This is a genomic window from Alcaligenes sp. Marseille-Q7550, assembly GCF_965112015.1.
This window is the reverse complement of sequence record NZ_CBCOPU010000001.1, coordinates 1428655-1451846: the sequence shown is the minus strand read 5'-3', so window position 1 is coordinate 1451846 and position 23192 is coordinate 1428655. Positions and strand designations below refer to the sequence as shown.

Here is a 23192-nt window from a genome sequence, read left to right as displayed (position 1 = left end):
CGTTATCGGGGCCTGACCACCATGCACACCGATGCGCTGGCATAATTCTCGCGCCGCGCCAGGGGCCTCCAGCTCATTTGAACTTTGCAAGACAATTCACTGCTGGCTGCCGTACAGCGCGCCTTGATATCGGCAATCAGCTTATCCAGACTGGCCAGCGCCTTCTTCTTTTTTTTGAATGCATAGAACGCGATAACGCCGGATTGAAAACTATTGACCCCGCCGCACATCAAAATACCGCAAATTCGCTCAAGATCGCCGTCGAGACGGCTCAGAACAGCAACCGGATGCTTGACTTCGCCCATAAATCGCGGTTTGTTCTGAATGGAATGTGCGACGAAATCAAAGCGACCATTGCCTCGCAACTCTTTACGAATATTCTCAGCCTCCACCACGCCGGCCAAACGCAATGTGTTCTTGACCGAGCACTCCAAGTTCACAAACAAATTGAGCTGTTTCAACTCATCAGCAATTTTCACCGTCAAATAGTATTCCGGCGCGTCGATGACGTCGCAATCCGACAAGTCTGGATAGTCCTCGTACGCTCTCCGAATGCCTTCATGAACAGCATCCTCGAATTGCCTGATGCCTACGGGCCCCTTTGCCGTCCTTACTGCCATATCTTCTCCAATTGACCCGCCTGACCAAAAACAGAGCTGACCCGATGCTCCGCCGCCTCGGCGAAATCAATAGATTAACTAGCACCCTCAACATGCAACTCCGCCATTAACAACAAAATACGGACATTGTTCAGTCCATCAAGAGTCAATAAGAAAGAACAGAGAACAGCGGTGTGCGGCCATGGCAACGGCTCCTTAGTCTCGAGGCCGTGCTTCAAGAAAATATCCGGAGCAGCGCAGCTTGCTGATGGGCATGGTGGAACGAGGTTGCCAAGGGTAGCCCCCATACCACATGGCAATAGAACGAATGACCAGGGTATCGGTGCCCTGCCCGGATCGCTTGGACACGCCCGGTCGCAGGCAGGAAACATCTATCGACCGCCCCCAGACAGCAGCCCGAGCTCAGACAACTGAATTTTTTCCGCCTCCCCCTAAAGTTCCCATACTGTCCTCCGTAAATGCAACTGAACAGGAAGAACGCAGCGTGTCGAATGCGCGATCAACCCTCCGGGGCCCAGCAGAACGTCAACGCTTTCCTGGGCAAAGGGCGAAACCGTTTCGCCGCTCTACTCAACATTGGGAGTTACCATGTCTGTTATCAATACCAACTACCTGTCGCTGGTTGCCCAGGGCAACCTGAACAAATCCCAAGGCGCGCTGGGCCAGGCCATCGAGCGCCTGTCCTCCGGCCTGCGCATCAACAGCGCCAAGGACGACGCTGCTGGTCAAGCCATTGCTAACCGCTTCACCGCCAACATCAAGGGTCTAACCCAAGCTTCGCGTAACGCGAACGATGGTATCTCCATCGCACAGACGACGGAAGGCGCTCTGAACGAAATCAACAATAATCTGCAGCGTATCCGTGAGTTGACTGTTCAAGCCACGAACGGCACTAACTCCGATTCTGATCTCAAGTCGATCCAGGATGAAATCGGCCAGCGTCTGGCTGAGATCAACCGCGTGTCCGAACAAACGCAATTTAACGGCGTGAAAGTTCTGGCTAGCGACAACGCCCTGAAGATCCAAGTTGGTGCAAACGACAACCAGACGATCTCCGTGAACCTGAAGAAGATCGACGCTCAGTCGCTCGGCCTTCAGGAGTTTCGCATTGACGGTGCGCGTCAAGCCACCGTTAGCGACCTCCGTGCCCAAGGTGCTACCGGTTTCGACAAATACGAAGGCGCAACGGTTGCCGGCACAAATGACGGCGAAGAGATCCGTGTCGATCTGAACAGCGGTAAAATTACCACCGCTGTTACGAACGCTGGCAATACCACTCAAGAAAGCGTCTACGTCAATGCTATTGATGGTAGCTTGACGACGGAAAAGACAATCACCAATACCTCGGTTGGCGATTTTGATGATGTCAATGCAATTGACGCCGCAATCGTTGGCTTAGAAAAGGGCGACACCTTTGAACTGGATGGTGTCGAGTTCACAGTTGACACAGCGTTTGTTCGCGCGGACACTACGGCAGGTGATGAAGTTCAGGCCGAAGGCACGGCCACCGCTATGATTGACGGCGAAAAGGTCACCTTGACTTTGACTAGTGATGCGAACGGTAGTAATGAAGCGCTAGCCATTGATAAGACTGTCTACAAATCCGAAATCGACGGGTCCCTTACTCTGCAAGAAACCTCGTCTAACCGACTGGCAAAATTGGCTGATCTCGATTTGCAAGGGGCTAAGAAAGCTGGCAGCGAGCTCAAATTGGGTGGCGCTACTTACACCGCTAACGCCGACGGAAGCAAACTGACATTTGATCAGGACGACGGTGCCGGTGGTACCGTGGCGGTCACTGCTTTCATTTCGCGTACTGAAGCAGGTAACGTCAAAATCATTTCGGAAGCCGCAGCCGCTGCCGAAAAAGCCACGGACGACCCTCTGAAGACGCTAGATGACGCTCTTTCCACAGTTGACTCCCTGCGTTCGGAGTTGGGTGCGATTCAAAACCGTTTCGAGTCCACGATCGCTAACCTCAACAACACCGTCACCAACCTGTCCGCAGCTCGTTCGCGTATTGAAGACGCTGACTACGCAGTCGAAGTCTCCAACATGACTCGCGCTCAGATCCTTCAGCAAGCTGGTACGTCGGTTCTGGCTCAGGCCAACCAAGTACCGCAAGGCGTTCTGTCCCTGCTGCGTTAATTCTCGGCAAGGCATGGGGATGGGCAACCGTCCCCATACAGAACTCGAAACCGCCTTTCCTTCGGGATTGGTGGTTTTTGCTATTTGGGATGCTGCAATAGCTGAAGGGATCGCCTTTTATCGCAAGATCACCTTCTTCTTGACCGGCCTTCCATCGCTTCCCACGACGGTCCCATACCCGTAGAGGCCAGCCCCCTCCAAGTTATTCCTCACAGCGTTATCGCTGACGTTGACACCTTCCGCTCGTAATGCCTTGCCGATCTGACTTGGATTGGCGTATTGGCCTGACCGAGCCATATCTTCAATACGTTGCCTCACACCCACAGGCAATGCCTTTCCATTCTTCTTCGGCGCTCTACTCCGGGCAGGCAATACGCCCTTCTTGATCCATTCCGGATTCTCGTCTAGCAACTTCTTCCATCGATTGTAGGTACTGCGGGCCAGCCCCACATCCATACAAGCCTGCGTGACTGTTCTTCGCTTCTTCTTGTCGAAATGATTCGCGGCGCTGTAGATGGTCTGTACCAGTTGAAATCGCTCGTCGGCTGATCGCTGCTTGCTCATAGAAAAACGATAACACATATGAGCCAAATCACCTCAGAAACCGGCGCTTTTTAGACGGCTGTAGATAAATACCCGGCCACTTGTGTTCTTGCACTTTTAACCGGGATAGCAAGTGGCCTCATCTCATCAATCTGAACTCATTGGCATCTGCCTGTGAGGACACAATTTAACGCTACAGGCGACTTTGTGATTAAGAACGTGGGGTTAGTCGTTCAGGACATTCGTCGGGCATTTGGAAATGCCCTTGGTGAAACTATGCCCAAAATATCTGTAATGAAGATGGTGAAGTGAACCACATACACGGAATCACCAGTCAGGAAAAACACCAAAGAAAAGACAAAATATCCCTTTAATCAACATTTTCCTCTAACCACTTCATTTAAGAAATGTTGACCACATGACTGATCTACTTCACATATCTCACATCAGTCCGCCCGTAATGGGAACAACAACACAAATAAAGGACATACATGACCACGCATCACAACACCCAATCCCTACAGGGAAATAGCCCTAACGGCAACAAAGCCATCACACTTGAGGACATCAGATCCGCCCTAATGGATGAATTCCACTTCAGCACATCACTCAAAGAGCCAGAGCAATTTCGTATCAGTCAACGGGCACAGCACATCTACGACATCACCCAGCAGGACTTCGAATGGTTCGTCACATTGACTTTCAGGTATAAGAAAAACGACCACGACGAAGTGGTTTCTCTGGGGAAGAAATTCTTTGACCGATTAAGCAGTGAGATATACGGCAAGAGATCAAAAAACCGAATTATTCACTACTCGGCAATTGAACGACATGACGACGGGTCACTTCACATCCATGCATTGCTCAAAGAACCGAAACCACATGCACCAATTGGCATGTATGGAATACGGGATCTAGTCAAGCGGAATTGGTTCAAGGTGGCAAGTACGAATCTGGATATGACTTCTTCCCGCTCCAATCCCGAAGATTCATGGTTTGAACCGGTTCGCGAGGGAAATATACTACGGCTAGCTGGTTACATGACCAAGGACTGCTACCGGTACGACGACACCATCATCTATGACTTGTGCTGCCTTACCGGACGGAAAGTTCGTTAACAGCCGATCTCCGTCTTTACCCATCTTTCTGCGAGGCTCGATGTATGGGCCTCTTTGTCATTCATGGGTATCTGGCTTCAGTCGTCAGCTTCATGAGTTTCCCTTCATCCACGACATTCAAAGTTCCGGCATGAAGGTATCGCCCGGACCACTCCGACAGAAGTTGCTTGATGCCCCCTAATGCAGCCAGCACCAGTTCTTGCTCTTCTGCTTCGGGATTCCTGTCGATCACTTCCCTCACGGATGTTCCCAGACGCCCAAAGAATTCGCGTTTATTGAAGTAATTCAATATTCCATGGGCATCATGCTTCAGCCGCTCGAAAGTCGCATGTAAGGCACCAGCATGACGCGTCATGACCACCGTGTCGGAATCCCGCAGATACCGCAAGGCCACGACATCTTCGGTGGGTTCCATGATGACCGTACCGGCACCACGCCAATAGATGGGGTTGCGCATCGCCCTTTGACGATTTCGGAACCGTTCATACATGTGGCGGTCTTCTTCTCTCAGAAAGTCATCCTGCTCGGCTTCCAACAGATAGATGACGACCTGAGCACGCAGCCGAAAGAACCCAACATACCAGATGTCATAGTCGAGCTTGGCAATGATGTCAGAAAGCCTTTCCTTGCGCTTTTCGACGGCCATCAAGACCTGATAGAAGCCGTCTTGCTCCAGCAATTCATCGAGCTTTTCCGTAATCGTCAGCCGAAGCTTCGAATGACGTTCAAATAAGGCCAGTTCAGCGAGGATCGCGCTGCGGTGCTGTTCAGCGATTTCGCGGAAGTGAGTTTCAAACTGTCCCCAGTGATCGGCCAGCCGATTCGACGTTTTGAACTGTCTGTGGATGGCATTCACGAACCGATTCACAGTTTGCCCGTAGAGCGCGGCAAGGTTTTTATCCGGCATTCACTCCCCTTTCCAGTTCAAAAGCCCTTGAAGGCAGAAAGCCCGTTTTTTCCATTTCCAACGAAGGCAATGTCGTAGCAATCTTATTCATTCTGCCGTCCAGCACGCGTCCAGATATATCCGAAACATAGTCCGACACGGAATTGGTGGCTGCCAGCAGAGTGTCGTTGCTCAGATGGGCGTAGCGCTGCGTCGTCTTCACGTTCGAGTGACCCAGTATTTTTTGCACTTCGTAAATGGATCGGCCCTTGTTGACGAGAAAGCTGGCGTAGCTGTGGCGTAGATCATGCAGCCGCACATCCTCTATGCCCGCCTGTTCCCGTACTCGATTCCATGCATGAAAGATATTGACGTAAGGCTGCATCGTGGCGGGGTTGAAGAAGATGTAGTCCACTCCAGGAACCCGCTCAATATTGCGCAGCAGTTGAATTACTCCCGTCGATAGCGGAACGTATCGGGTAATGCCGCTTTTGTTGAATTCAATTCGCCAGATCCGGTTCTGGAAATCGACATCGCACCACTTCGCACCCAACACCTCATTGCGTCGTGCGCCAGTCAGGATCAGCATGACGATGATCTCCTTGATCCTGGGATGCTCCGAAGCACCGAGTTCGGCAATCAGTCTGCGGAGTTCTTCGTTGCTCAAATATCGATCTCGCAGATTGTTTTCCCGAAGCTTGCGAACCGCAGAGATCGGATTGGATGCCACACCCTGAATCTCCCATTCCCGCGCACAGCTGAAAGTTCTGTGAGCGACGTTCAGCATGCGGTTGGTGGAGGATGGTTTGAAGCGCTTTTCTTCGCGATGCTGCCGCAACAATTCGATTGCATGCTGTTTCTTGATTTCATCCATATACAGCCCGCCCAATACAGGAAGGATGTGCAACCGCAATTGCGCCTCATCAACCCGCCAACTACGTTTGTGGGTCTTCATGTAAGGTAGATAGCGCTTCAGGATGAAATCGCGATAGGTCGGGACGGTTCTGCGCTGGTTCTTTTCAACGAAAGGATCGTCGCCCAGACTCAGGCGAGCCAGTAGTTCCTTCGCTTTGTTCCTCGCGTCTGCCAATGACATGATTCCTGCATCGGCAAATCGCTTCTCCTTGGTACGGCCATGCGTATCCAGATACCGGATGTAGTACGAACGACGGCCACTATCAGAGACCTTGACGAGGAACCCCGGTAGCCGTGTGTCAAAATAGTCGACCCTACGTTTGCCCGCAGGACACAGCATCGAATCGACCATATGTTGAGTCAGTAATGTACGAGGCAGAGGCAAGATCACACAAAACCAATAACGATACTAATAGTATCATTTAATGCGTGTTTGGTATAGGACGGACTTCTGGCTGCTATGACAACGACAGAGAAGAAAAAACAGGTGCGTATTGCCCTGGTAATGCGGTCGGTTCGTTCGGCCATCGGATATAACCAAGTCCAGTTTGCCGAATTGATCGGCAGTGCCAAGCCTACGATTGCGCGAAGTGAAACTCTTGAGATGCCGATGAACGGCGAGCTTTACACCCGCATGGTCGAGCAGCTCGAAGAACTCGGCATCAAGATTGACTCCGATCAGGACGGCGTGAGCCTGCATTTTGATGAGCGGGCCATCGCAGTCCTGGAAGGCAGGTTGCACGACACAGCCCTTAGACGGCCCGACCGGAAGAAATAGTCTCTTCCCAAAACAGACACCTTGGGTGCCGTGACGGATCAGAACTAGGTTTGGGCAACGTAGAAAGCCCGTAGAAAACTTGCCGACAAAGACGGCTAACAAGTCATTGATTCTTATCGTACCTGCGTCAAATCTGTACGGTCGGAATCCTCGACTTTCGTCGACAAGCCGTAGTCACAGAGTAGTAATTTCTGGAAATCGGAGTAAAAACCTTGTTTTTCTCATTATTATCAGCGGCTTACGGAGAGCGTTATCAACAGCGCCAAGGACGACGCCGCCGGCCAGGCCATCGCCAACCGCTTCACCGCCAACATCAACGGCCTGAAGCAAGCCGCCCGCAACGCCAACGACGGCATCTCCATCGCTCAGACCACCGAAGGCGCATTGAACGAAATCAACGCCAACCTGCAGCGCGTGCGTGACCTGTCCGTGCAAGCCGCCACCGGCTCCAACTCGCCTTCCGACCTGAAGTCCATCCAGGACGAAATCCAACAGCGTCTGGACGAAATCGACCGCGTCTCCGGTCAGACCCAGTTCAACGGCGTCAAAGTGCTGGCCGGCGACAATAAGCTGTCGGTACAAGTCGGCGCACACGACGGTCAGACTATCGAAATCAATCTGAAAGAAATCACCGCCAAGACCCTTGGTCTGGATGGTTTCAATGTCAGCGGGTCCGGTGTCATCGCTAATCGCAAGGCAAATCTAAGCGATCTGACCGCCGCTGGCGGAACTCTGAACGCTGGAGCCTATGACGTTGTCACCGACAATGAAGCAGTCCGTGCTGAAGACGCTTTTGCCAAACTTGCTGATGGAAATACAGTAACTGTTGATGACGGCACCAATCCTGCCGTTGCGTACACTTACGACGCAAAGAGCGGTAGTTTCAGCTTTAACAACAGCTTCACTGATGCAGCCAACACTACCGCTGGCGCAACCAATACCGTCAATAAAGTCAAAGCAGCTATTGGCTCGGGCGCAAAGTCGGATGTCACTGTAAATCTCGCTGGCACCGACTTCACTGGCATCAGCATCGCTTCTGACGGAAAGGTGTCTGCAAGCAATGGCGACGCACTTTATCTGGTGAAAGAAGACACCTCTGGAAAGATGGTTCTTAGTGCCAACCAGGGTGCTGCGACAGCGCAAGCAACGCTTGACGATGTTTTGAATGCAGTACTGCGTGAGCAAAATGCAAGCATCACTGTAAACGGTAAGACCTACACAACCACGCAAGCACAGGCCGATGGCACTACTGCAGGCATCATCGGTTTTAAAGACTCCATCAGTTCTTCCGACTTGCTTACCAAAGTCAAAACCAATGCTACTGGCGGTACTACGACTGTTGCACTTGGTGATGGCGTAGTTAACGGACAAATCAACCTCAACAACCTGGGAGTCTCGACTACTCAATTCATCGACTCAAAGGGAAATTTCACCACGACCGGCACCGAAACCGTTAGCTATAAGGTAAATTCTGACAATGGCGAAGTCACAGTTTCCAGCGCTGGCGATAATTTGGGTAAAACGGCTTTCATCGATGCAAATGGTAAATTGACAGTTGCAGCTACTAGCGAAGGCACGGCAACGAAAGATCCTCTGGCCGCTCTGGATAAGGCCCTGGCAAGCGTCGATTCCCTGCGCTCCGAGCTGGGTGCTGTTCAGAACCGCTTCGAATCCACGATCGCCAACCTGAACAACACCGTGACCAACCTGTCCGCTGCTCGTTCGCGCATTGAAGACGCCGACTACGCCGTCGAAGTGTCCAACATGACCCGCGCTCAGATCCTGCAACAGGCCGGCACCTCGGTTCTGGCCCAGGCCAACCAGGTTCCGCAAACGGTTCTGTCGCTGCTGCGTTAATTTCTGCGTAGCCCTGCTCTTTGCCTTGCGCAAGGGGCAGACAGCCTGCAAGAAGCCAGCCCTCGGGCTGGCTTCTTGCATTTCTTCCTTAGCCCAGACCGTCACTCAGTCGCTGGATAGCGGCGCGATAGGCCGCCATATCTTCCCGTTTGTCCACGGCCAGCACCAAGACGACGAGAACATCATCCTCGACGAGATACACCAGACGATACCCTTGTTTCAGCAGCTTGATCTTATAGCAATCCCGCAGGTCGCCATGCAAGGCGGAGCCTGGCACATGGGGCACGTCCAGTCGTTTGCGAAGCAATTTCTTGAACGCCGTTTTCACACTGCCATCCAGCCGCTGCCATTCCTGCAGTGCCTGCGGCAAGCCCTTCAGCCGGTATTTCGGCGCCTTGGGCTCAGAGCTGCTCAAAATCGACCTCGACGGCCGTGTCTTTCAACGCCAACCGTTGCCGCACCAGATCAGCCAACTCGCGGTTGGCCATTTCCTCTACCAGCGCCTCGAACAAGCGTGTCGCGACCACGTATAACGCCGTCCGATTGTGATTCAGTACGGCAACCGGTTTCTCGCCCGCCGTGCGCAGCACTTGTGCCGGATTCTTCTTGAATTCGGACATGCTGATAGAGTAATCGGCATAGATCAGGTCCATATCGACTCCCAAAAAAGCTATGAAATTAGCGCTATTTTAGCAGTATAAAGCCGTCAAGAATAAAGTGAAGAAAGGAAAGACGGCCAGAACGATATCGAAGAACCACGCGAACGCCCAGAGGACCCGAAGCGATTCACTTGGCGCTGGCTTGTCGCATAACGGCCCCATGCCCATCGCTACATCTTGAACAACAGCAACAGCGCCCTTCAGATCAATTACCGGACAGCAGCCCCGCCAGGCGGGCCCGCAGCCGCTCCGTGAACTCCTGGGTAATCCGGGACCTGGCCTGGTGGGCGGGATGCAGCAATCCGACCCGGAACGGCACCATGGGCTTGAAGGGTTTGAAGACCACGCCTTGGCCTGCTTGCGGGCCATAACTGGCCACGGTGATCGGGTCCAGCAGGCAGATGCCTTGCCCGCGCTCCACGAAGCGCAAGGCGGGGATGAAGAATCGGGTACGCACACGCACGTTCAGGCGGCACTGCGCGGCATCGAACACTTGGCTCAAGGCATGCGCCGTGCTGTGATCCGGATACAGCGCAATCATGGGCTCGTCCGCCAGCAGAGCCGGCGTCAGCACCGGTTCGCCCGCCAGGCGATGGCCGGCCGGCACGGCGCATACGCACTCCATGTCGAACAGCTCCACCTCGATGGACGGGTCCGGTCCGCCGATCTCGGCCAGGGCCACGTCATACTGCGCCGAAGCCGTCCATTCCAGAATGCTTTCCGAAGTCCGGGTCTGCAAGGACACTTGCACGCCGGGATAGTCATCCAGAAAATCCGCGACCAGGTCCGGCATGAACACATAAGAAGGACCGGGCATGCAACCGATGCGCAGAACGCCCTGCTGCTTGTTCCGGATGTCCTTGAGGGTTTCGGTCAGCTCCTGCATGCGGCCTGCGATGGCCTCCAGCTCCGTATACAGGTACTTGGCTTCCGGCGTGGGATACAAGCGCTTCTTGCGGCGCTCGAACAGCGGAAAACCCAACTGCTCCTCCAGAGCGGCAATATTCATGCTGACCGCCGACTGCGTCTTGAACAGACGCTGGGCCGCATCGGACACCGACCCGGTCAGCAACACAAGACGAAACGCTTCCATGTGGCGTAGGTTCATGATTCAAAAACATCAATAAAACTGATGAAGTCCTAAAAAAATAAGATTTGCGCTGATCAAACGATTTAGCCACTATCTCGGCTAAGACTAAATAGGGTTGAACCCGATAAACGGCGGTCCCGATACACGCCAATAAAACTCATGGAGACAAACATGACCAAGAAGCCAAGGGGGTGTCATGGATAAACCCCGCGTCGACGTGGCCTTTTCCAGCGCCATCATCCTGATTTCCATACTCATCATCAGCAACGACGCCTTGGTCGAGGGCGGCGTGCAGACCGAATTGGGCTCCCTGTTCCTGCCGCGGATCGTCGCGGCGCTCATGATCATTTTCGCTCTTGGCATGGGCCTGCCCGCCCTGCTCGGCATCTTGCGAACCACCCGCAGGACCAGTTCCCCCGGGGCCGGCGCGCAGGATGCGATCGGCGTGATCCTCTATCTGGCGATCCTGCTGGCCTACTGGCTGGCCATGCCGCTGGCAGGCTTCGTGGTCGCCACCCCAGTGGCCATGCTGGCGATCGGCCGGCTGCTGGGCGCCCGGAAATGGTGGCCCATGCTGGCCGTATCCATTATCACGCCGCTGATGATCGACTCCGGCAGCCGCGCTTTCCTGCGCGTCTTCCTGCCGGTCTGGTCCCTGTCCTGAAGGGGACTCGCATGACTGACATCTTGCATAACTTCATCGGGGGCCTGGGCACGATCTTCGCGCCCGGTCCCATCGCCGCCATCGTCGTGGGCGTGTGCATCGGGATTTTCTTCGGCGCCATTCCGGGGATTTCCGGCATCATGGCCATCGCCATCGTCCTGCCGCTGACTTTTTACGTCGATCCGGTCATCGGCATCACCATGCTGCTGGCGATCTACAAGGCCGGCATCTATGGCGGATCCATTTCGGCCATCCTGATCAACACGCCAGGGGCCGCCGCCTCCTTCCTGACGGCGCAGGATGGGCATGCCCTGGCCAGGGCGGGCAAGGCCGGCAAAGCGCTGGCTATGGCCCTCTATGCCTCCGTGACGGGCGAGGCGCTGGCCACGCTGGTGCTGATTTTCGTGGCGGCCCCGATCTCGGTGATCTCGCTGCAGGCCGGCCCCATCGAAAAAGTATTCCTGCTGATCTTCGCCTTCACCGTCGTCGGCTCCATGACGGGCGAATCCATTGCCCGCGGCATGCTGTCCTGCTGCCTGGGCATGCTGTTCGCCATGGTGGGCATGTCGCCCATCACGGGAGCCGCCCGCTTCACCTTCGACATTCCGGCATTGATGAGCGGCTTCACCTTCCTGCCCTTGCTGATGGGCGTGCTGGTCATGCCGGAAGTGATCGAGGCCGTCAAGCGCCGCCGGGCGCCGCCCCTGGATCTGATTCCCACGGCCTCGGCCAATCCCGACGACAGCCGGGTCACCGGGCGCGAATTCCGCTCGGTCCTGGGCACCATCCTGAAGTCCACCGGCATAGGCACCTTCATCGGCGCCCTGCCCGGCCTGGGCTCCAGTGCGGCCGCCTTCATGGCCTATGGGGAGGCCAAGCGTTCCTCCAAGAACCCCGACGAGTTCGGCAAGGGCTCCCTGCATGGCGTGGCGGCGGCCGAATCGGCCAACAACGCCGTGTGCGGCTCCAGCATGATCCCCATGCTGACGCTGAGCATACCCGGCGACGACGTCACGGCTTTGCTGATGGGCGCCTTCCTGATCCACGGCATCACGCCCGGCCCCACCATCTTCTATGAACATACCGACGTCATCTACGGCATCTTCGCCGGCTTCCTGATCACCGATCTGTTCCTGCTGATCATCGCGCGCGCCGGCTTCAAGTTCTGGACGCGCCTGGCCTCGGTGCCCCGCTACTACATCTTCCCTTGCGTGACGGTCTTCGCCTTCTTCGGCGCCTACACCGTCAACCAGGAGATGTACGACATCTTGCTGCTGATCGTATTCACCATCCTGGGCTGCGGCATGCGCCGGCTGGGCCTGAGCACGGCGGCCTTCATCATCGGCTTCATCCTGACCCCGCTGCTGGAGCAAAACCTGGACCAGGCGGTGACCATCGTGGGCACGGAATACGGCATGCTGGCCCGCTCGCCCATGGTCTGGATATTCACGGCCTTGAGCCTGTTCTCGGTGTATTCCGCGCTGCGCCTGCAGCGCAGGACCCGCCTCAAGGCCGCCATCATGAACCAAGCGGAAACACAGGCCCGAGCCTGACCCCCTTACCAGAACAGGGTCTGAACAAGACCCGATATCAAACCCTCGGAGACAACGATATGAAACACCTGCGCATTTCCATACTGGCCTTGAGCACAGCCGTCGCCACGCTGTTCACGGCATCCGCCGCTGCCGCGGACTACCCCGTCAAGCCCATCAATGTCATCGTGCCCTGGGGGCGGGCGGCGACTCGGATCTGACCACGCGGCTGTGGGCCGACGCCATGGAGCATGAGCTGGGCAAGCCGGTGGTGGTGATCAACAAGGCCGGCGGCGGCGGCGTCATCGGCACCACCTTCGTGGCCAACAGCAAGAAAGACGGCTACACCCTGGTGAATGCCGGTCTGAGCAATGTGCAAGTCACCCCCAACTTCAGCAAGACTCCCTATGACATCGACAGCTTCGAACCCGTGGTCAAGCTCTCATCCGTGCCCTTCGGCATTCTGGTGCCCGTCGACAGCCCCTACAAGACCTTCCGGGAATTCATCGCCGCCGCCAAGTCCGGCACCTTGACCCAAGGGTCCTGGGGCGCCGCCTCCTCGGGCACCGTACTGGCCAGCATCGTGGCCGACCAGGCCGGCTATACCGTGAAATACGTGCACGGCAACACCACGGCGGAGTCCATGGTGGACCTGATCGGCGGCCATATCGATTCAGCGGTTTCCTTCCCCCGGCCTTCGGCCCCCACGTGAAATCCGGGCGCGCGCGCCTGCTTGTCCTGAACCAGGCCATGGATGAATATCCGGGCGTACCCACTTTTGCCGACTTCGGGATCAAAGGCTCCTTCGAAGGCTGGTCTGGCATCTATGCGCCCAAAGGCACTCCCAAGGAGGTCATCGATACTTTGATCGCCGCCAGCGCCAAAGCCATGGCCAAGCCCGATGTCCAGGCGGCCTACGCCAATATGGGCGCCAACGTGGACTTTCGCAGCGGCGAGGCGTGGATCCGGGAAACGCGCGAAACCTATGAGCTGATGAAAGAGGCCGCCGCAAAAATGAAACGGTAAGTCCTGTAAGCCCAGCAGCCTCGCCCACCGCACAAGAACCGGCCTGTCATCAGGCCGGGGGTGCCTTTTTACGCCTTGAACCATGAATATTGAACGCTACCACTCCAATCAACGCATGAGCCAGATCGTTGCCTGCGGCCCCACCGTCTACCTGGCGGGCCAGGTCGCGCAAGACCCCGCCCAGGATATCGAAGGACAGACGCGGCAGATCCTGGCGCAGATCGAGTCCCTGTTGGCGCAAGTGCACAGCAGCAAGTCGCAGCTGCTGGCGGTGACGATCTGGCTGGCCGATATCCAGGACTTCCAGCGCATGAACAGTATCTGGGACGCCTGGGTCGATCGGGCCAATCCGCCGGCGCGCGCCTGTGTCCAGGCCGCCCTGGCCAGGCCGACACTCAAAGTCGAAATGCAGGTGACCGCATGGCGCGCCGCTCCCGCACAGATGCGGGGGCCTGCTTCTGGCGCCGGGGCATAAGCATGGCCAACACCCTGCATGTAGGCGTCGTCGGCGCAGGCATCGTGGGCTTGGCCACTGCGCTGTGGCTGCAGCGTTCGGGTTGCCGGGTGACTCTGCTCGACCGCCAGGAGCCCGGTGAAGGCACCTCTTCCGGTAATGCCGGAGTCTTCGCCGACTATGGACGGGTTCCCTTTGCCAGCATGGCGCAGCTCAAGCAGTTGCCCGGCCAGCTCCTGGATCGCCGGAGCCCGCTGTCGATCCAGGCCAGTTACCTTCCCAGACTGCTGCCATTCGGTCTGCGCTTTGTGCGAGCCTGCCGGCCGGAACAGTTTCTGGCCGGGTGCCGGGCCATGACGCAACTGCAGCGCACCGCGCCGCGGGACGACGCCGTCCTGCTCGACGCGGCCCAGGCGAACGACCTGGTGAAAGCCAACGGCGCACTGGCCTTGTGCTCGACTGAAGACGGCGTGCGGCAAGCCCGGGAAGGCCACCTGAAGCTGCGAGCCGAACTGGGCACAGCCATTGCCATGCTCGATCGTCAGGAAGTGGCCGAGATGGAACCGGCGTTGGGAGACTTTCATGCAGGCGGCGCCTATTACCCGAACACCCGCTTCACCATCAACCCGCTGGCTTTAAGCCAACGCTACGCAAACCACTTCACCCGGAACGGGGGCAGGTTCATCCAGGCCGACGTAGGCCGTTTGTCACCCGGCCCGCAATCCTGCACGCTGAGCGCGAGCGGCCGCAACCTGCGCTTTGACCATATCGTCATCTGCAGCGGCGTGGCCAGCGCCGCCATGGCGGCCCCCTTGGGCGCGCGCATTCCGCTGGCCAGCGAACGCGGCTATCACCTGATGCTGGATGCCACGGGCATTTCCTTGCAGCGCCCCGTGGTCTGGCTGGACAAAGCCATTTTCCTGACACCGATGCAAGACGGCATACGTGTCGCCGGTACAGCGGAGTTCGCGTCGGAAACCGCGCCGGCCAGTAGCGCACGACAGGCTCTGATGCAGCAAACCGCCAAGGCCATGCTCGGACATTTGCCGCCCGTGCTCTCGACGTGGGTAGGCAGCCGGCCATCCACGCCGGATTCGCTGCCGGTGATCGGACGCCTGCCCGGGCAGGACCGCATCTGGGTGGCATTCGGACACGGCCATCTGGGCCTGACCCTGTCCTCGGTCACGGGCCGCCTGATCAGCGAAAGCTTGCGCGCAGGCGCCGAACTGCCCGAAATCGCGCCCTACTCTCCTGCCCGATTCACCTCTTTCTCTGCAACAAGGACCATGCCATGATTCTGAACGGCGGATACAACTACTACGGCATCCCCCTGGGCGTGATTTCGCTGGACTCGCATTTTCCCAAACCGTCCAATCACATCAAGCATGCAGCCAGCTTCGACTTTCCCATCCTGTACAAGACCGTCAAAGGCGCCACCGTCGCTCGCCTGATCAAAGAACGGGACCCCGCCCTGCTTGTTCCGTTCCTGGATGCGGCCCGGGAGCTGGAGCAGGAAGGCGTCAAGGCCATTACCGGCAGTTGCGGGTTCCTGGCCCTGTATCAAAAAGAAATCGCCGCAGCCGTATCCATCCCGGTCTTCATGTCCAGCCTGATCCAGGTGCCTCTGGTGTCCCGCATGCTGGGCGCCGGCCGGCCCGTGGGGCTTGTGGTCGCCGACCAGCATGCGCTGACAAGGGCCCATCTGGAGGGGGTCGGCATCACGGACGAGCCTATCGTCATTGCAGGGATGCAGGATCAAGCGCAGTTTCGCGAGGTTATCCTGTCCGCCCAGCGCAACGAGCTGGACATGGAGCAATTCTCCGCCGAGCTGAATCAAGTCATCGACGCCCTGCTGGCCCAGCACCCGCATGTGGGCGCCTTGGTGCTGGAATGCACGGACCTGTCGCATTTTGCCGCCGCCTTGCAGGCCCGCACCGGCTTGCCGGTCTTCGACCTGAGCAGTCTGGCGCGCATGGTGGTGGGTGCGACCGGACTTTGAAAATCAGGCCTGCATCAAACCCTGGCGCACCAGCAGCTGCTTCAAATCCGCCATCACTTTGGCGGCTTTGGGATCCAGGTTGCGCTGGCCCTTCAAACTGGCGCCGTCGTTGCCGGGAATGCGCCCCGCCGTCCAGGCATCGCACAGATTGCGACGGATTTCGGCGTCGCTGGCCAGGCCTTTGGCCATGTGCTGCAGTACAAAATACTCCGCCTCCGTCAGCTTGATGTTGGCGCCGCCATGCCAACGATTGTATTGGCCTATGCCTTCGTGAACCTGGCGCCGCCACTCCAGCAAGGGTGCAAAGCCCGCCAGCAAGCCCTGCTGCATCCAAGGTTGGGAAGTTTCATCGTCCAACTCCATGGTGTAGCGACCAAAGTTGAACAATGCCTCCATGGCTGCCTGCGCTTTTTCGGCCGTCTGCACTTCAGCGACTTGCATCAGGCGCCTCGCAAGGTCCTGACCGCTGACAGCCTGCGGCCAAGCCTGGTGCAAGATATCCAAGGCGGCTTGCAGTCCTGCTCCATCGATATGCAGCAGCTCGCCTCGGGTATTCTTGTAGGCGCGCACGTGCTCAGGCGCATCGTCGTTCTTTTTGGCCGACTCGAAATATCCGGCAAATCGCAGGTCCGACAGCCGACTCAGATCCGGGCTGGACAAGATTTCGCCTTCCCGATCCGCGTGCACCAGCATGCTCTTGCGGAAATTGCGCCCCACCGCAAAGTCCAGGTATTGCTGGCGCAGCAGGCGGTTCTGCCCCAGGGCGATCAGGCTGTGATTCAGTTGGACGTTCCGGCCGAACACCTGACTGCATTCCAGACGCGGCTCGGAGTCGCCCACATGGACCAGGCCGGCTTGCTGGGCTGCATCCGCGAACTCCACAAAATAGCAGGGGCTGTTGAACGTTTCCAGATACTCGTGGGCAATGTAATAGTCGGAATGCGTAAGCAACTGCTGCACGGCCCCCAGCAAAGAAGGACGCAAGGGATTGCTGGCCGCCAAGCCGTCGGACAGCAAGGTCAGCATGGCCTTGGCGCTGTCCACTTTTTGCTCTTCGTCCGCGAAATGGCTGTGCAGCAGCATGGCGTCGCGTACGATCTCGCCCGCCTTCCAGCCGGGATAGGTGTTGTAACTGATGTAGGCCAGGCCCTTTGGCGACAGGTTCTCCCGGCAGACGCGCAGAATGTCCTGGCGCACCTCGGGAGGGACCCAGCTGAACACGCCGTGCACGATGATGTAATCGAACTGCCCGAACTCGGCGCTTATGTCGCTGATGCTCATGGCATGAAGCTGCACGTTCTCCAGACCCATGTGCTTGACCAGCGCCCGGCCTTGCTCGATCTGCACCGGCGACAGGTCCACCCCCACCGCCAGCGCTTGCGGATGCTGGGCGGCAAAAGGGACCAGATTGCCGCCGGCGGCGCAGCCGAGCTCCAGGACCTTTGCATGCTGCAAAGGCATCGTCTCCACGCCATACAAATGAGCGGCAGCCCGCAGATGAGCCGGCGCCGTGTAAGGAAACGGGTTCGAAGTGTACGGCTGTCTGTTGTAGTGTTCGGCTATTTTCTGGTCAAAATCGACAAGGGCATCCACATCAGGCTCCGGCATCATGCAAAACCATCAGGATAATATGGACGCTCCTTCCCCAAACCCCTGATCAAGCCCGGGAAAAGGCTGGGCTTTGCCGGACAGGCGGCTCTACCAGGCTGAGCTGGCGGCAGGCATGACGCTTTGGCATGAGTCTGCCGCTGTCTTGGAACACCGTCTTCGCCGCAAGAAGGCCTTGCCGGCTACGGTCCCAGCAAGCGCCCCCGGTTAAACACGATGCGTTGCGCCAAAAAGTCCTTGATCTCGCTACCCAAGCGAACAGCCACCGCATCAAAACCATCTTCGACCCGATCTACCAATGCAATCAAGAAATCATCAGCCTGGCTTGAACTTTGAAAGCCGAAACGCAGTGCGTCGGCCAGCACGGCTTCACGGGAAATATCGAAACGTCCCATGGACAATTGCATGCACAATCGATCCGGTGTCTGGTCCGGGTTGGGTACGACGTCGAATGCCGGCGCCAGACGCCAGCGGCCCTCCCGATGGCTGTACACCGCGGCATGATTCCTGGGGTGATCATCGTCATTGCCAACCAGTGCATTGAATACCATTCGACCGAACAGCTCCCGGCCATCCTCAAGCGGCGCGCCAAGCTGCAACAATTCTTCCGCCAGGCGCGGATAGCTCCATTGCTGAGGCTTCAGCCGGCCTGGGTATTCTGTGCGCAGCAGCGTGGCGCCGCTGAGCGTCATATGACGCTGCGCGCCATGACGGTCAAAACGCAGACTGCGCAGAACGCTCAAGCCATCCCCCACTTGCTCATGCTCGGTCCGGGCAAAATGCAGGCCGGCCAGACTGGCCCATTGCTGGGCCACATGCTCCAACAGCGGTATATCAACCGTATCCGAAGGCAAGGCCGGCTTGACCAACCAATAATCATCCCGGTCTTTGACGGTACCTTTGGGGCGCGCCCCCCATGCTGGGCGTAGCCATCAGGAAGCGACGCACACGCACATCCACGACGGGCCTGCGCTCGAACAAAGCCAATAACTCCTGAGCCAGCGCCGCAAGCTGCGGCAGGCCGGGGCTGGCCAGACCAGCCACATCCGGCCTTTTGGATGTGCCGATCGCCAAGGCTCCCCAACGCTGCGCGTTGCGAGCCAGGCGCAGATATATGCTGTCGTGTGCATCGTCCGGTAAGTGGTGCTCGCGTTGCAGCAGCATTTTTCCCCATGAATCGGGAGAGATGTCACGCAAGACATCATGCAGGCCCCCATACCGCATGGCGGCATAATCGGTGTCGGCCACCAGGGGCAGGTTGACGGGATCGATCGACCATGGCAGACCCGCCTGAAGATAACTGGGAGCGTATAGAAAACGCCCCTGTCCGCCATCGAGCTTGTAACGCCCGACCGTCACCCACTCGCCGTTATCGGGCCTTTGCAAATAGATGTACAAGGGCTTAGAAGTCGTCATCTTCGTCGAAGGAAGATGGCCGCGCGCGCGCCGTGGCGGGCTGCTGCCAAAAGACAGGCTCCAGCGCCGGCGCCACTACATCCAGCAGTCCCAAAGCCATCAAGGCCGATAGATAAACCGCCGCGCTGGCGCCGGGATCGCCGCGTTCGACGCGGCGCAAGGTGGCGTCGGAAATACCAATGCGGGCGCAAAGATCCGCCGCCCGGATCTGACGGGCGACACGCTGGCTGCGAATGCTGCGGCCCCACATCAGCAACCGTTCCTGCACCAAGGTGGGGGTCAGCGACGGAGAACGAGATTTTTTTGGCATACGCACAAAATTTATAGATATCGTTTTATTAACTATAACACGATATTTATGAAGAAAAACCTGTTCTTTTCGTTGTTTAAATTAAATTATAGATATCGCATTAACAGGGTTAAAGCATCTTCTATAAAGGATCACACGAGAGCCGGCCTAGAAAAAAAGTCTTGTCCGGTTCTGCTGTTCCTATAGGACGCGGCCCGCTGCTACAGCAAGACCTGAAACTCCGCGCTGTCGGATATGGCGTCCCACTGATCCTTGGCCAGCGCGGCGCGGATGCGGGCCACGGCCTGGCTGCGCAACTGAGACACCCGGCCCTCGGTCACGCCCATGACCAGGGCGATTTCTTTTTGATTCAGGTCCTGCTCGAACTGCAGGGACAGGAGAAGCTTCTCGCGCTCGGGAAGCTGGTCGATGGCGCTGATGAGCGCCTGGCGCAGACCCTGGGAGGTGAGCAGATTCAGGGGATTGTCGAAATAGGCCTGATCCCGGGTGCCGTCCTCCAGGAACTCCAGGGCATCGGCGCCGTTGTCGGCATGCCGGGTCAGGTCCTCGTAGTGGATCACCTGCACGCCGGCGGCCTCGTCCAGCAATTCGTAGTAGTCGTCCAGCGACAGGGACAGGGACTGGGCGATTTCGGCTTCGGACGGTTCGCGCAGCAGCTTCTGCCGCAGGGAAGTGACGGCGAACTCGATCTGCCGCGCCTTGGTGCGCACGCTGCGCGGCAGCCAGTCCTGGCTGCGCAGCTCGTCCAGCATGGCGCCACGGATGCGTGTGACCGCGTAGGTCTCGAACTGGGCCTCGGCCACCACCTGATAGCGCCGCACCGCGACCAGCAAGCCCATCATGCCCGCCTGCATCAGGTCGTCCAGTTCCACGCTGGAAGGCAGGCGCGACACCAGCTGGAGGGCCTGGCGGCGCACCAGAGGGGCATACTGCTCGACCAAGGCGTCTTCAGAACGAGGCATGGGCTGGCACAGAATCCGGAAATGACTAGACTGGCTTATTGTGCCTGCCCCGTTCCGCCCACAGTCTGCAAATCAAGCAGTCTTTCGCCATCTTGTTCGCCCTTTATGGCTGCGGACAGGGAAAAAAACGCCTAAAGAAGCCTCAAGCCATGCCGTAATCGTAACGTTACAGGCACAGGCGCCAAGCTCAACTCGATTGCGGGGGCCTGTCACCAAGCCCCTTCAGGAGTGATGTCATGATCCATTCAGTTTCATCTCAGACGACGGCCTTGGCGCCCCTTTCACCTCCGGTGGACCAGAATCCCGGCGCAATCCAGCCTTCGGCGGCCACCACCGTCACACCCGTCCAGGAAAGCGGTACCGACACGCAGCTTCAGCAGCGCTGGCCCGAGCGGCGCGAACCCGCGCCCGGCATGGTCAACACGCTGGAAGACACCCTGGAGCAGATAAACAGCTCCCTGCAGGCCTGGTCCACCGGCATCCGCTTCGACATGGACGACGAAGCCCAGCGCCTGGTCGTGTCCATCGTGGACAACAGCACCGGCGAAGTGTTGCGCACGGTCCCCTCGGACGCCGTCATACAGATCGCCAAAATGATCGTGCAACTGCAAGGCAATGCCGTCAGCGTCAAGGCATAAAACCAAACAAGCATTGAAACATCCCATAGACATGGGCTTTGCGCGCGACAAAACCGCGACAAAATAGGACATTACAGGAGTATTTGACATGGCTATTTCTTCGATTGGCATCGGCTCCGGCCTGAAGCTGGACGAGCTTCTCGAGAGCTTGCGTAAAGCCGAGAACGCATCGCTGACCGTTATCCAAAATCGCCAGGTTGAAAACGTCAATCGCATTTCCGCCTACGGGAAGTTGAAAAGCACGATCACAGCCTTGCAAACCGCCGGCAAGGCGCTAAATGACGAAACCCTGTACGGCGCCGTCAAAGTCAATGCGGGCGGAGACGGCGTCATTACCGCCACGGGCAGCAACAAAGCCACTCCCGGACAATACACTATCGTAGTGGAAAAGCTGGCGGCCAAGCAGTCGCTGAGCACGAATCGCCTGGACACCCGCGACAGCCCGCTGGGCGTGGGCGGCAAGATTACCGTCACATTGGAAAATGGCAAAGAACACACGCTAGACCTGACCGGCAAGGACACATCCCTGCAAGGCGTCATGAAAGCCATCAACGCCGACCCCAAATTGGGCGTTACGGCGACCATTATCAATAACGGCGACAAAGATCATCCGTATCAATTGGTGCTTACCGCTGCCGACACCGGCGGACAGGCGGCCGTAAAAAGCATAGCCGTGGAAGGAAACAGCGGCCTGCAGGACCTGCTGGGTTTTCCGGCCGTCCAAACCCCGCCGGCCAATGAAGGTGATCCGACTCCGCCGGCGCGCGGCATGTCGGTCCTGACCAAAGCCGAGAATGCCAAAGCCAAAATCAACGGTATTGAAATCACCAGCCAGAGCAATACCCTGAAAGATACCGTCGAAGGCCTGGAAATCACGCTCAGCAAAGTCAGCGCCGACCCCGTCAAGCTGGACGTCACGCGCGACGACAGCATTCCCACCAAGGCTCTCAAGGATTTCGTCAGCGCCTACAATACGCTGAACAGCACCATACGGTCACTGACCTCGTACGATATCGAAAACAATAAAGGTTCGCCCTTGACCGGCGACTCGATTCCCCGTCGCGCCCAATCCAACCTGCGCACGGCTTTGAGCTTTGCCTCCAGCGAAGGTGACCTGCGCACGCTGTCCTCGATCGGCATCACCGCCGATCCGAAAACAGGGGATCTGCTGGTGGACGACAAGAAACTGGCCGCTGCGCTGAAAGATAATATGGCCGACGTCCAGCGCCTGTTCGTGGGCGACGAAGCCATTGGCAACCGCATCTACAAAGCCGCCGATGAATACGTCAAGAAAGACGGCTTCATCGACAATGCCACCGAAGGCGCCGACAAGATCGGCAAAACTCTGGAAAAACAGGCTCTTGCCACCGCCGAGCGCATCGACAACAAGATCGAAGCCTACCGCAAGCAGTTCGTCCAGCTGGACAAGATGGTCAACCAGATGCAAGGCATCAGCAGCTACCTGACCCAGCAACTATCCATGTTGGGCAACATGAACAGCAACAAGTAAACACCCATGAGCTATCCCGCCCCCTCCCGTCGTTTCGGTCAGCAATCGGCCAAGGCCTATGCCCAGGTGGGCCTGGAGACCCAGGTCCTCAGCGCCAGCCCGGAACACTTGATCACCCTGCTTTTCAACGGCGCCCGCGCGGCAATCATGCAAGCGCGGCTGCACATGGAAAACGGCAATATCGCAGGACGGGGGCAGGCCATCTCCAAGGCCTTGGATATCGTGGACTCCGGCCTCAAGATGGCCGTGGACCAGGAAAAAGGCGGCGAACTGGCGCGCAATCTGGTCGCAACTTATGACATCATCCTTCATAACCTGATGCTGGCCAATCTACGCAACGACCAGGACAAGCTGACTCTGGCCGAACGCATGTTGGTGGATATCGCCGACGCCTGGACCTCCAGCGTCGACGCTCAACGCACCCAGGCCCCGGCCTGAGCCTGGGGCCGGCAGAACGGC

Annotated in this window: 27 protein-coding genes; 15 read left to right on the top strand and 12 right to left on the bottom strand. The window is 57.5% G+C overall.

What is annotated here, in order from left to right; translation table 11 throughout:
- Positions 1–2: 2 nt before the first annotated feature.
- Entirely contained in the window at positions 3–620 is a 618-nt protein-coding gene (locus ACWPWO_RS06940; RefSeq protein ID WP_454005460.1) for a hypothetical protein, read from the bottom strand.
- A gap of 588 nt (positions 621–1208) precedes the next feature.
- On the opposite strand from ACWPWO_RS06940, the gene ACWPWO_RS06935 reads away from it, so the two are divergent.
- The gene (locus ACWPWO_RS06935; RefSeq protein ID WP_454005458.1) at positions 1209–2768 is read left to right on the top strand and encodes a FliC/FljB family flagellin; all 1560 of its coding nucleotides are present in this window, start codon (positions 1209–1211) and stop codon (positions 2766–2768) included.
- A 117-nt stretch (positions 2769–2885) separates the two neighbouring features.
- On the opposite strand, the gene ACWPWO_RS06930 is transcribed toward ACWPWO_RS06935, so the two are convergent.
- Positions 2886–3332: a hypothetical protein gene (locus ACWPWO_RS06930; protein WP_454005456.1), complete on the bottom strand. Its 447-nt coding sequence runs from the start codon at positions 3330–3332 to the stop codon at positions 2886–2888.
- Between the two features lie 470 nt (positions 3333–3802).
- Between ACWPWO_RS06930 and ACWPWO_RS06925 the strand changes: the two genes are divergently transcribed.
- Positions 3803–4429: a rolling circle replication-associated protein gene (locus tag ACWPWO_RS06925; protein WP_454005454.1), complete on the top strand. Its 627-nt coding sequence runs from the start codon at positions 3803–3805 to the stop codon at positions 4427–4429.
- Between the two features lie 61 nt (positions 4430–4490).
- On the opposite strand, the gene ACWPWO_RS06920 is transcribed toward ACWPWO_RS06925, so the two are convergent.
- Positions 4491–5336: a hypothetical protein gene (locus ACWPWO_RS06920; RefSeq protein ID WP_454005452.1), complete on the bottom strand. Its 846-nt coding sequence runs from the start codon at positions 5334–5336 to the stop codon at positions 4491–4493.
- Positions 5326–6582 carry a tyrosine-type recombinase/integrase gene (locus ACWPWO_RS06915; protein ID WP_454005450.1) on the bottom strand — a complete coding sequence of 419 codons (1257 nt, stop codon included), beginning with the start codon at positions 6580–6582 and terminating at the stop codon, positions 5326–5328. Before ACWPWO_RS06915 ends, ACWPWO_RS06920 begins: the two co-directional genes overlap by 11 nt.
- 108 nt (positions 6583–6690) lie before the next feature.
- Between ACWPWO_RS06915 and ACWPWO_RS06910 the strand changes: the two genes are divergently transcribed.
- Positions 6691–7008, top strand: coding sequence for a hypothetical protein (locus ACWPWO_RS06910; RefSeq protein WP_454005448.1), 318 nt, complete (start codon positions 6691–6693; stop codon positions 7006–7008).
- Positions 7009–7260: 252 nt separating this feature from the next.
- Complete coding sequence (locus tag ACWPWO_RS06905; RefSeq protein WP_454006297.1) at positions 7261–8865, top strand: flagellin N-terminal helical domain-containing protein; 1605 nt, start codon at positions 7261–7263, stop codon at positions 8863–8865.
- Between the two features lie 88 nt (positions 8866–8953).
- On the opposite strand, the gene ACWPWO_RS06900 is transcribed toward ACWPWO_RS06905, so the two are convergent.
- From ACWPWO_RS06900 to ACWPWO_RS06890, 3 genes are all read right to left on the bottom strand, one after another.
- Positions 8954–9280, bottom strand: coding sequence for a type II toxin-antitoxin system RelE family toxin (locus ACWPWO_RS06900; protein WP_454005446.1), 327 nt, complete (start codon positions 9278–9280; stop codon positions 8954–8956).
- Positions 9267–9518: a type II toxin-antitoxin system Phd/YefM family antitoxin gene (locus ACWPWO_RS06895; RefSeq protein WP_454005444.1), complete on the bottom strand. Its 252-nt coding sequence runs from the start codon at positions 9516–9518 to the stop codon at positions 9267–9269. Before ACWPWO_RS06895 ends, ACWPWO_RS06900 begins: the two co-directional genes overlap by 14 nt.
- Before the next feature lie 211 nt (positions 9519–9729).
- The gene (locus ACWPWO_RS06890) at positions 9730–10632 is read right to left on the bottom strand and encodes a LysR family transcriptional regulator (RefSeq protein WP_454005442.1); all 903 of its coding nucleotides are present in this window, start codon (positions 10630–10632) and stop codon (positions 9730–9732) included.
- Positions 10633–10810: 178 nt separating this feature from the next.
- On the opposite strand from ACWPWO_RS06890, the gene ACWPWO_RS06885 reads away from it, so the two are divergent.
- From ACWPWO_RS06885 to ACWPWO_RS06850, 8 genes are all read left to right on the top strand, one after another.
- Positions 10811–11278, top strand: a complete 468-nt coding sequence (locus ACWPWO_RS06885) for a tripartite tricarboxylate transporter TctB family protein (protein WP_454005440.1) — start codon at positions 10811–10813, stop codon at positions 11276–11278.
- An 11-nt stretch (positions 11279–11289) separates the two neighbouring features.
- On the top strand, positions 11290–12831 hold the full coding sequence (locus tag ACWPWO_RS06880) for a tripartite tricarboxylate transporter permease (protein ID WP_454005438.1): 1542 nt from the start codon (positions 11290–11292) through the stop codon (positions 12829–12831).
- A 59-nt stretch (positions 12832–12890) separates the two neighbouring features.
- Positions 12891–13031, top strand: a complete 141-nt coding sequence (locus ACWPWO_RS06875; protein WP_454005436.1) for a hypothetical protein — start codon at positions 12891–12893, stop codon at positions 13029–13031.
- Complete coding sequence (locus ACWPWO_RS06870) at positions 13004–13522, top strand: tripartite tricarboxylate transporter substrate-binding protein (RefSeq protein WP_454006295.1); 519 nt, start codon at positions 13004–13006, stop codon at positions 13520–13522. Before ACWPWO_RS06875 ends, ACWPWO_RS06870 begins: the two co-directional genes overlap by 28 nt.
- Positions 13519–13836 carry a tripartite tricarboxylate transporter substrate-binding protein gene (locus tag ACWPWO_RS06865; RefSeq protein WP_454005434.1) on the top strand — a complete coding sequence of 106 codons (318 nt, stop codon included), beginning with the start codon at positions 13519–13521 and terminating at the stop codon, positions 13834–13836. Before ACWPWO_RS06870 ends, ACWPWO_RS06865 begins: the two co-directional genes overlap by 4 nt.
- Positions 13837–13918: 82 nt before the next feature.
- On the top strand, positions 13919–14311 hold the full coding sequence (locus ACWPWO_RS06860; protein ID WP_454005432.1) for a RidA family protein: 393 nt from the start codon (positions 13919–13921) through the stop codon (positions 14309–14311).
- A gap of 2 nt (positions 14312–14313) precedes the next feature.
- Positions 14314–15585, top strand: a complete 1272-nt coding sequence (locus ACWPWO_RS06855; RefSeq protein WP_454005430.1) for an NAD(P)/FAD-dependent oxidoreductase — start codon at positions 14314–14316, stop codon at positions 15583–15585.
- Positions 15582–16289, top strand: coding sequence for an aspartate/glutamate racemase family protein (locus ACWPWO_RS06850; RefSeq protein WP_454005429.1), 708 nt, complete (start codon positions 15582–15584; stop codon positions 16287–16289). The genes ACWPWO_RS06855 and ACWPWO_RS06850 overlap by 4 nt, the downstream gene beginning before the upstream one ends.
- A gap of 3 nt (positions 16290–16292) precedes the next feature.
- On the opposite strand, the gene ACWPWO_RS06845 is transcribed toward ACWPWO_RS06850, so the two are convergent.
- The 5 genes from ACWPWO_RS06845 to ACWPWO_RS06825 form a co-directional block, all read right to left on the bottom strand.
- Positions 16293–17744 (bottom strand): methyltransferase regulatory domain-containing protein, encoded by a 1452-nt coding sequence (locus ACWPWO_RS06845; protein WP_454005427.1) that lies wholly within the window; start codon positions 17742–17744, stop codon positions 16293–16295.
- A gap of 335 nt (positions 17745–18079) precedes the next feature.
- Positions 18080–18766 (bottom strand): type II toxin-antitoxin system HipA family toxin, encoded by a 687-nt coding sequence (locus ACWPWO_RS06840; protein ID WP_454005425.1) that lies wholly within the window; start codon positions 18764–18766, stop codon positions 18080–18082.
- 7 nt (positions 18767–18773) lie between these two features.
- Entirely contained in the window at positions 18774–19295 is a 522-nt protein-coding gene (locus tag ACWPWO_RS06835) for a hypothetical protein (protein WP_454005423.1), read from the bottom strand.
- A 4-nt stretch (positions 19296–19299) separates the two neighbouring features.
- Positions 19300–19623, bottom strand: a complete 324-nt coding sequence (locus ACWPWO_RS06830; protein WP_454005421.1) for a helix-turn-helix domain-containing protein — start codon at positions 19621–19623, stop codon at positions 19300–19302.
- A 200-nt stretch (positions 19624–19823) separates the two neighbouring features.
- Positions 19824–20585: an RNA polymerase sigma factor FliA gene (locus ACWPWO_RS06825; RefSeq protein ID WP_454005419.1), complete on the bottom strand. Its 762-nt coding sequence runs from the start codon at positions 20583–20585 to the stop codon at positions 19824–19826.
- Between the two features lie 236 nt (positions 20586–20821).
- Between ACWPWO_RS06825 and ACWPWO_RS06820 the strand changes: the two genes are divergently transcribed.
- The 3 genes from ACWPWO_RS06820 (at position 20822) to fliS (ending at position 23171) form a co-directional block, all read left to right on the top strand.
- Positions 20822–21223 (top strand): flagellar protein FlaG, encoded by a 402-nt coding sequence (locus tag ACWPWO_RS06820; protein WP_454005417.1) that lies wholly within the window; start codon positions 20822–20824, stop codon positions 21221–21223.
- Positions 21224–21311: 88 nt separating this feature from the next.
- Complete coding sequence (fliD, locus tag ACWPWO_RS06815) at positions 21312–22733, top strand: flagellar filament capping protein FliD (protein ID WP_454005415.1); 1422 nt, start codon at positions 21312–21314, stop codon at positions 22731–22733.
- 6 nt (positions 22734–22739) lie between these two features.
- Entirely contained in the window at positions 22740–23171 is a 432-nt protein-coding gene (gene fliS, locus ACWPWO_RS06810; RefSeq protein WP_454005413.1) for a flagellar export chaperone FliS, read from the top strand.
- Positions 23172–23192 lie beyond the last annotated feature (21 nt).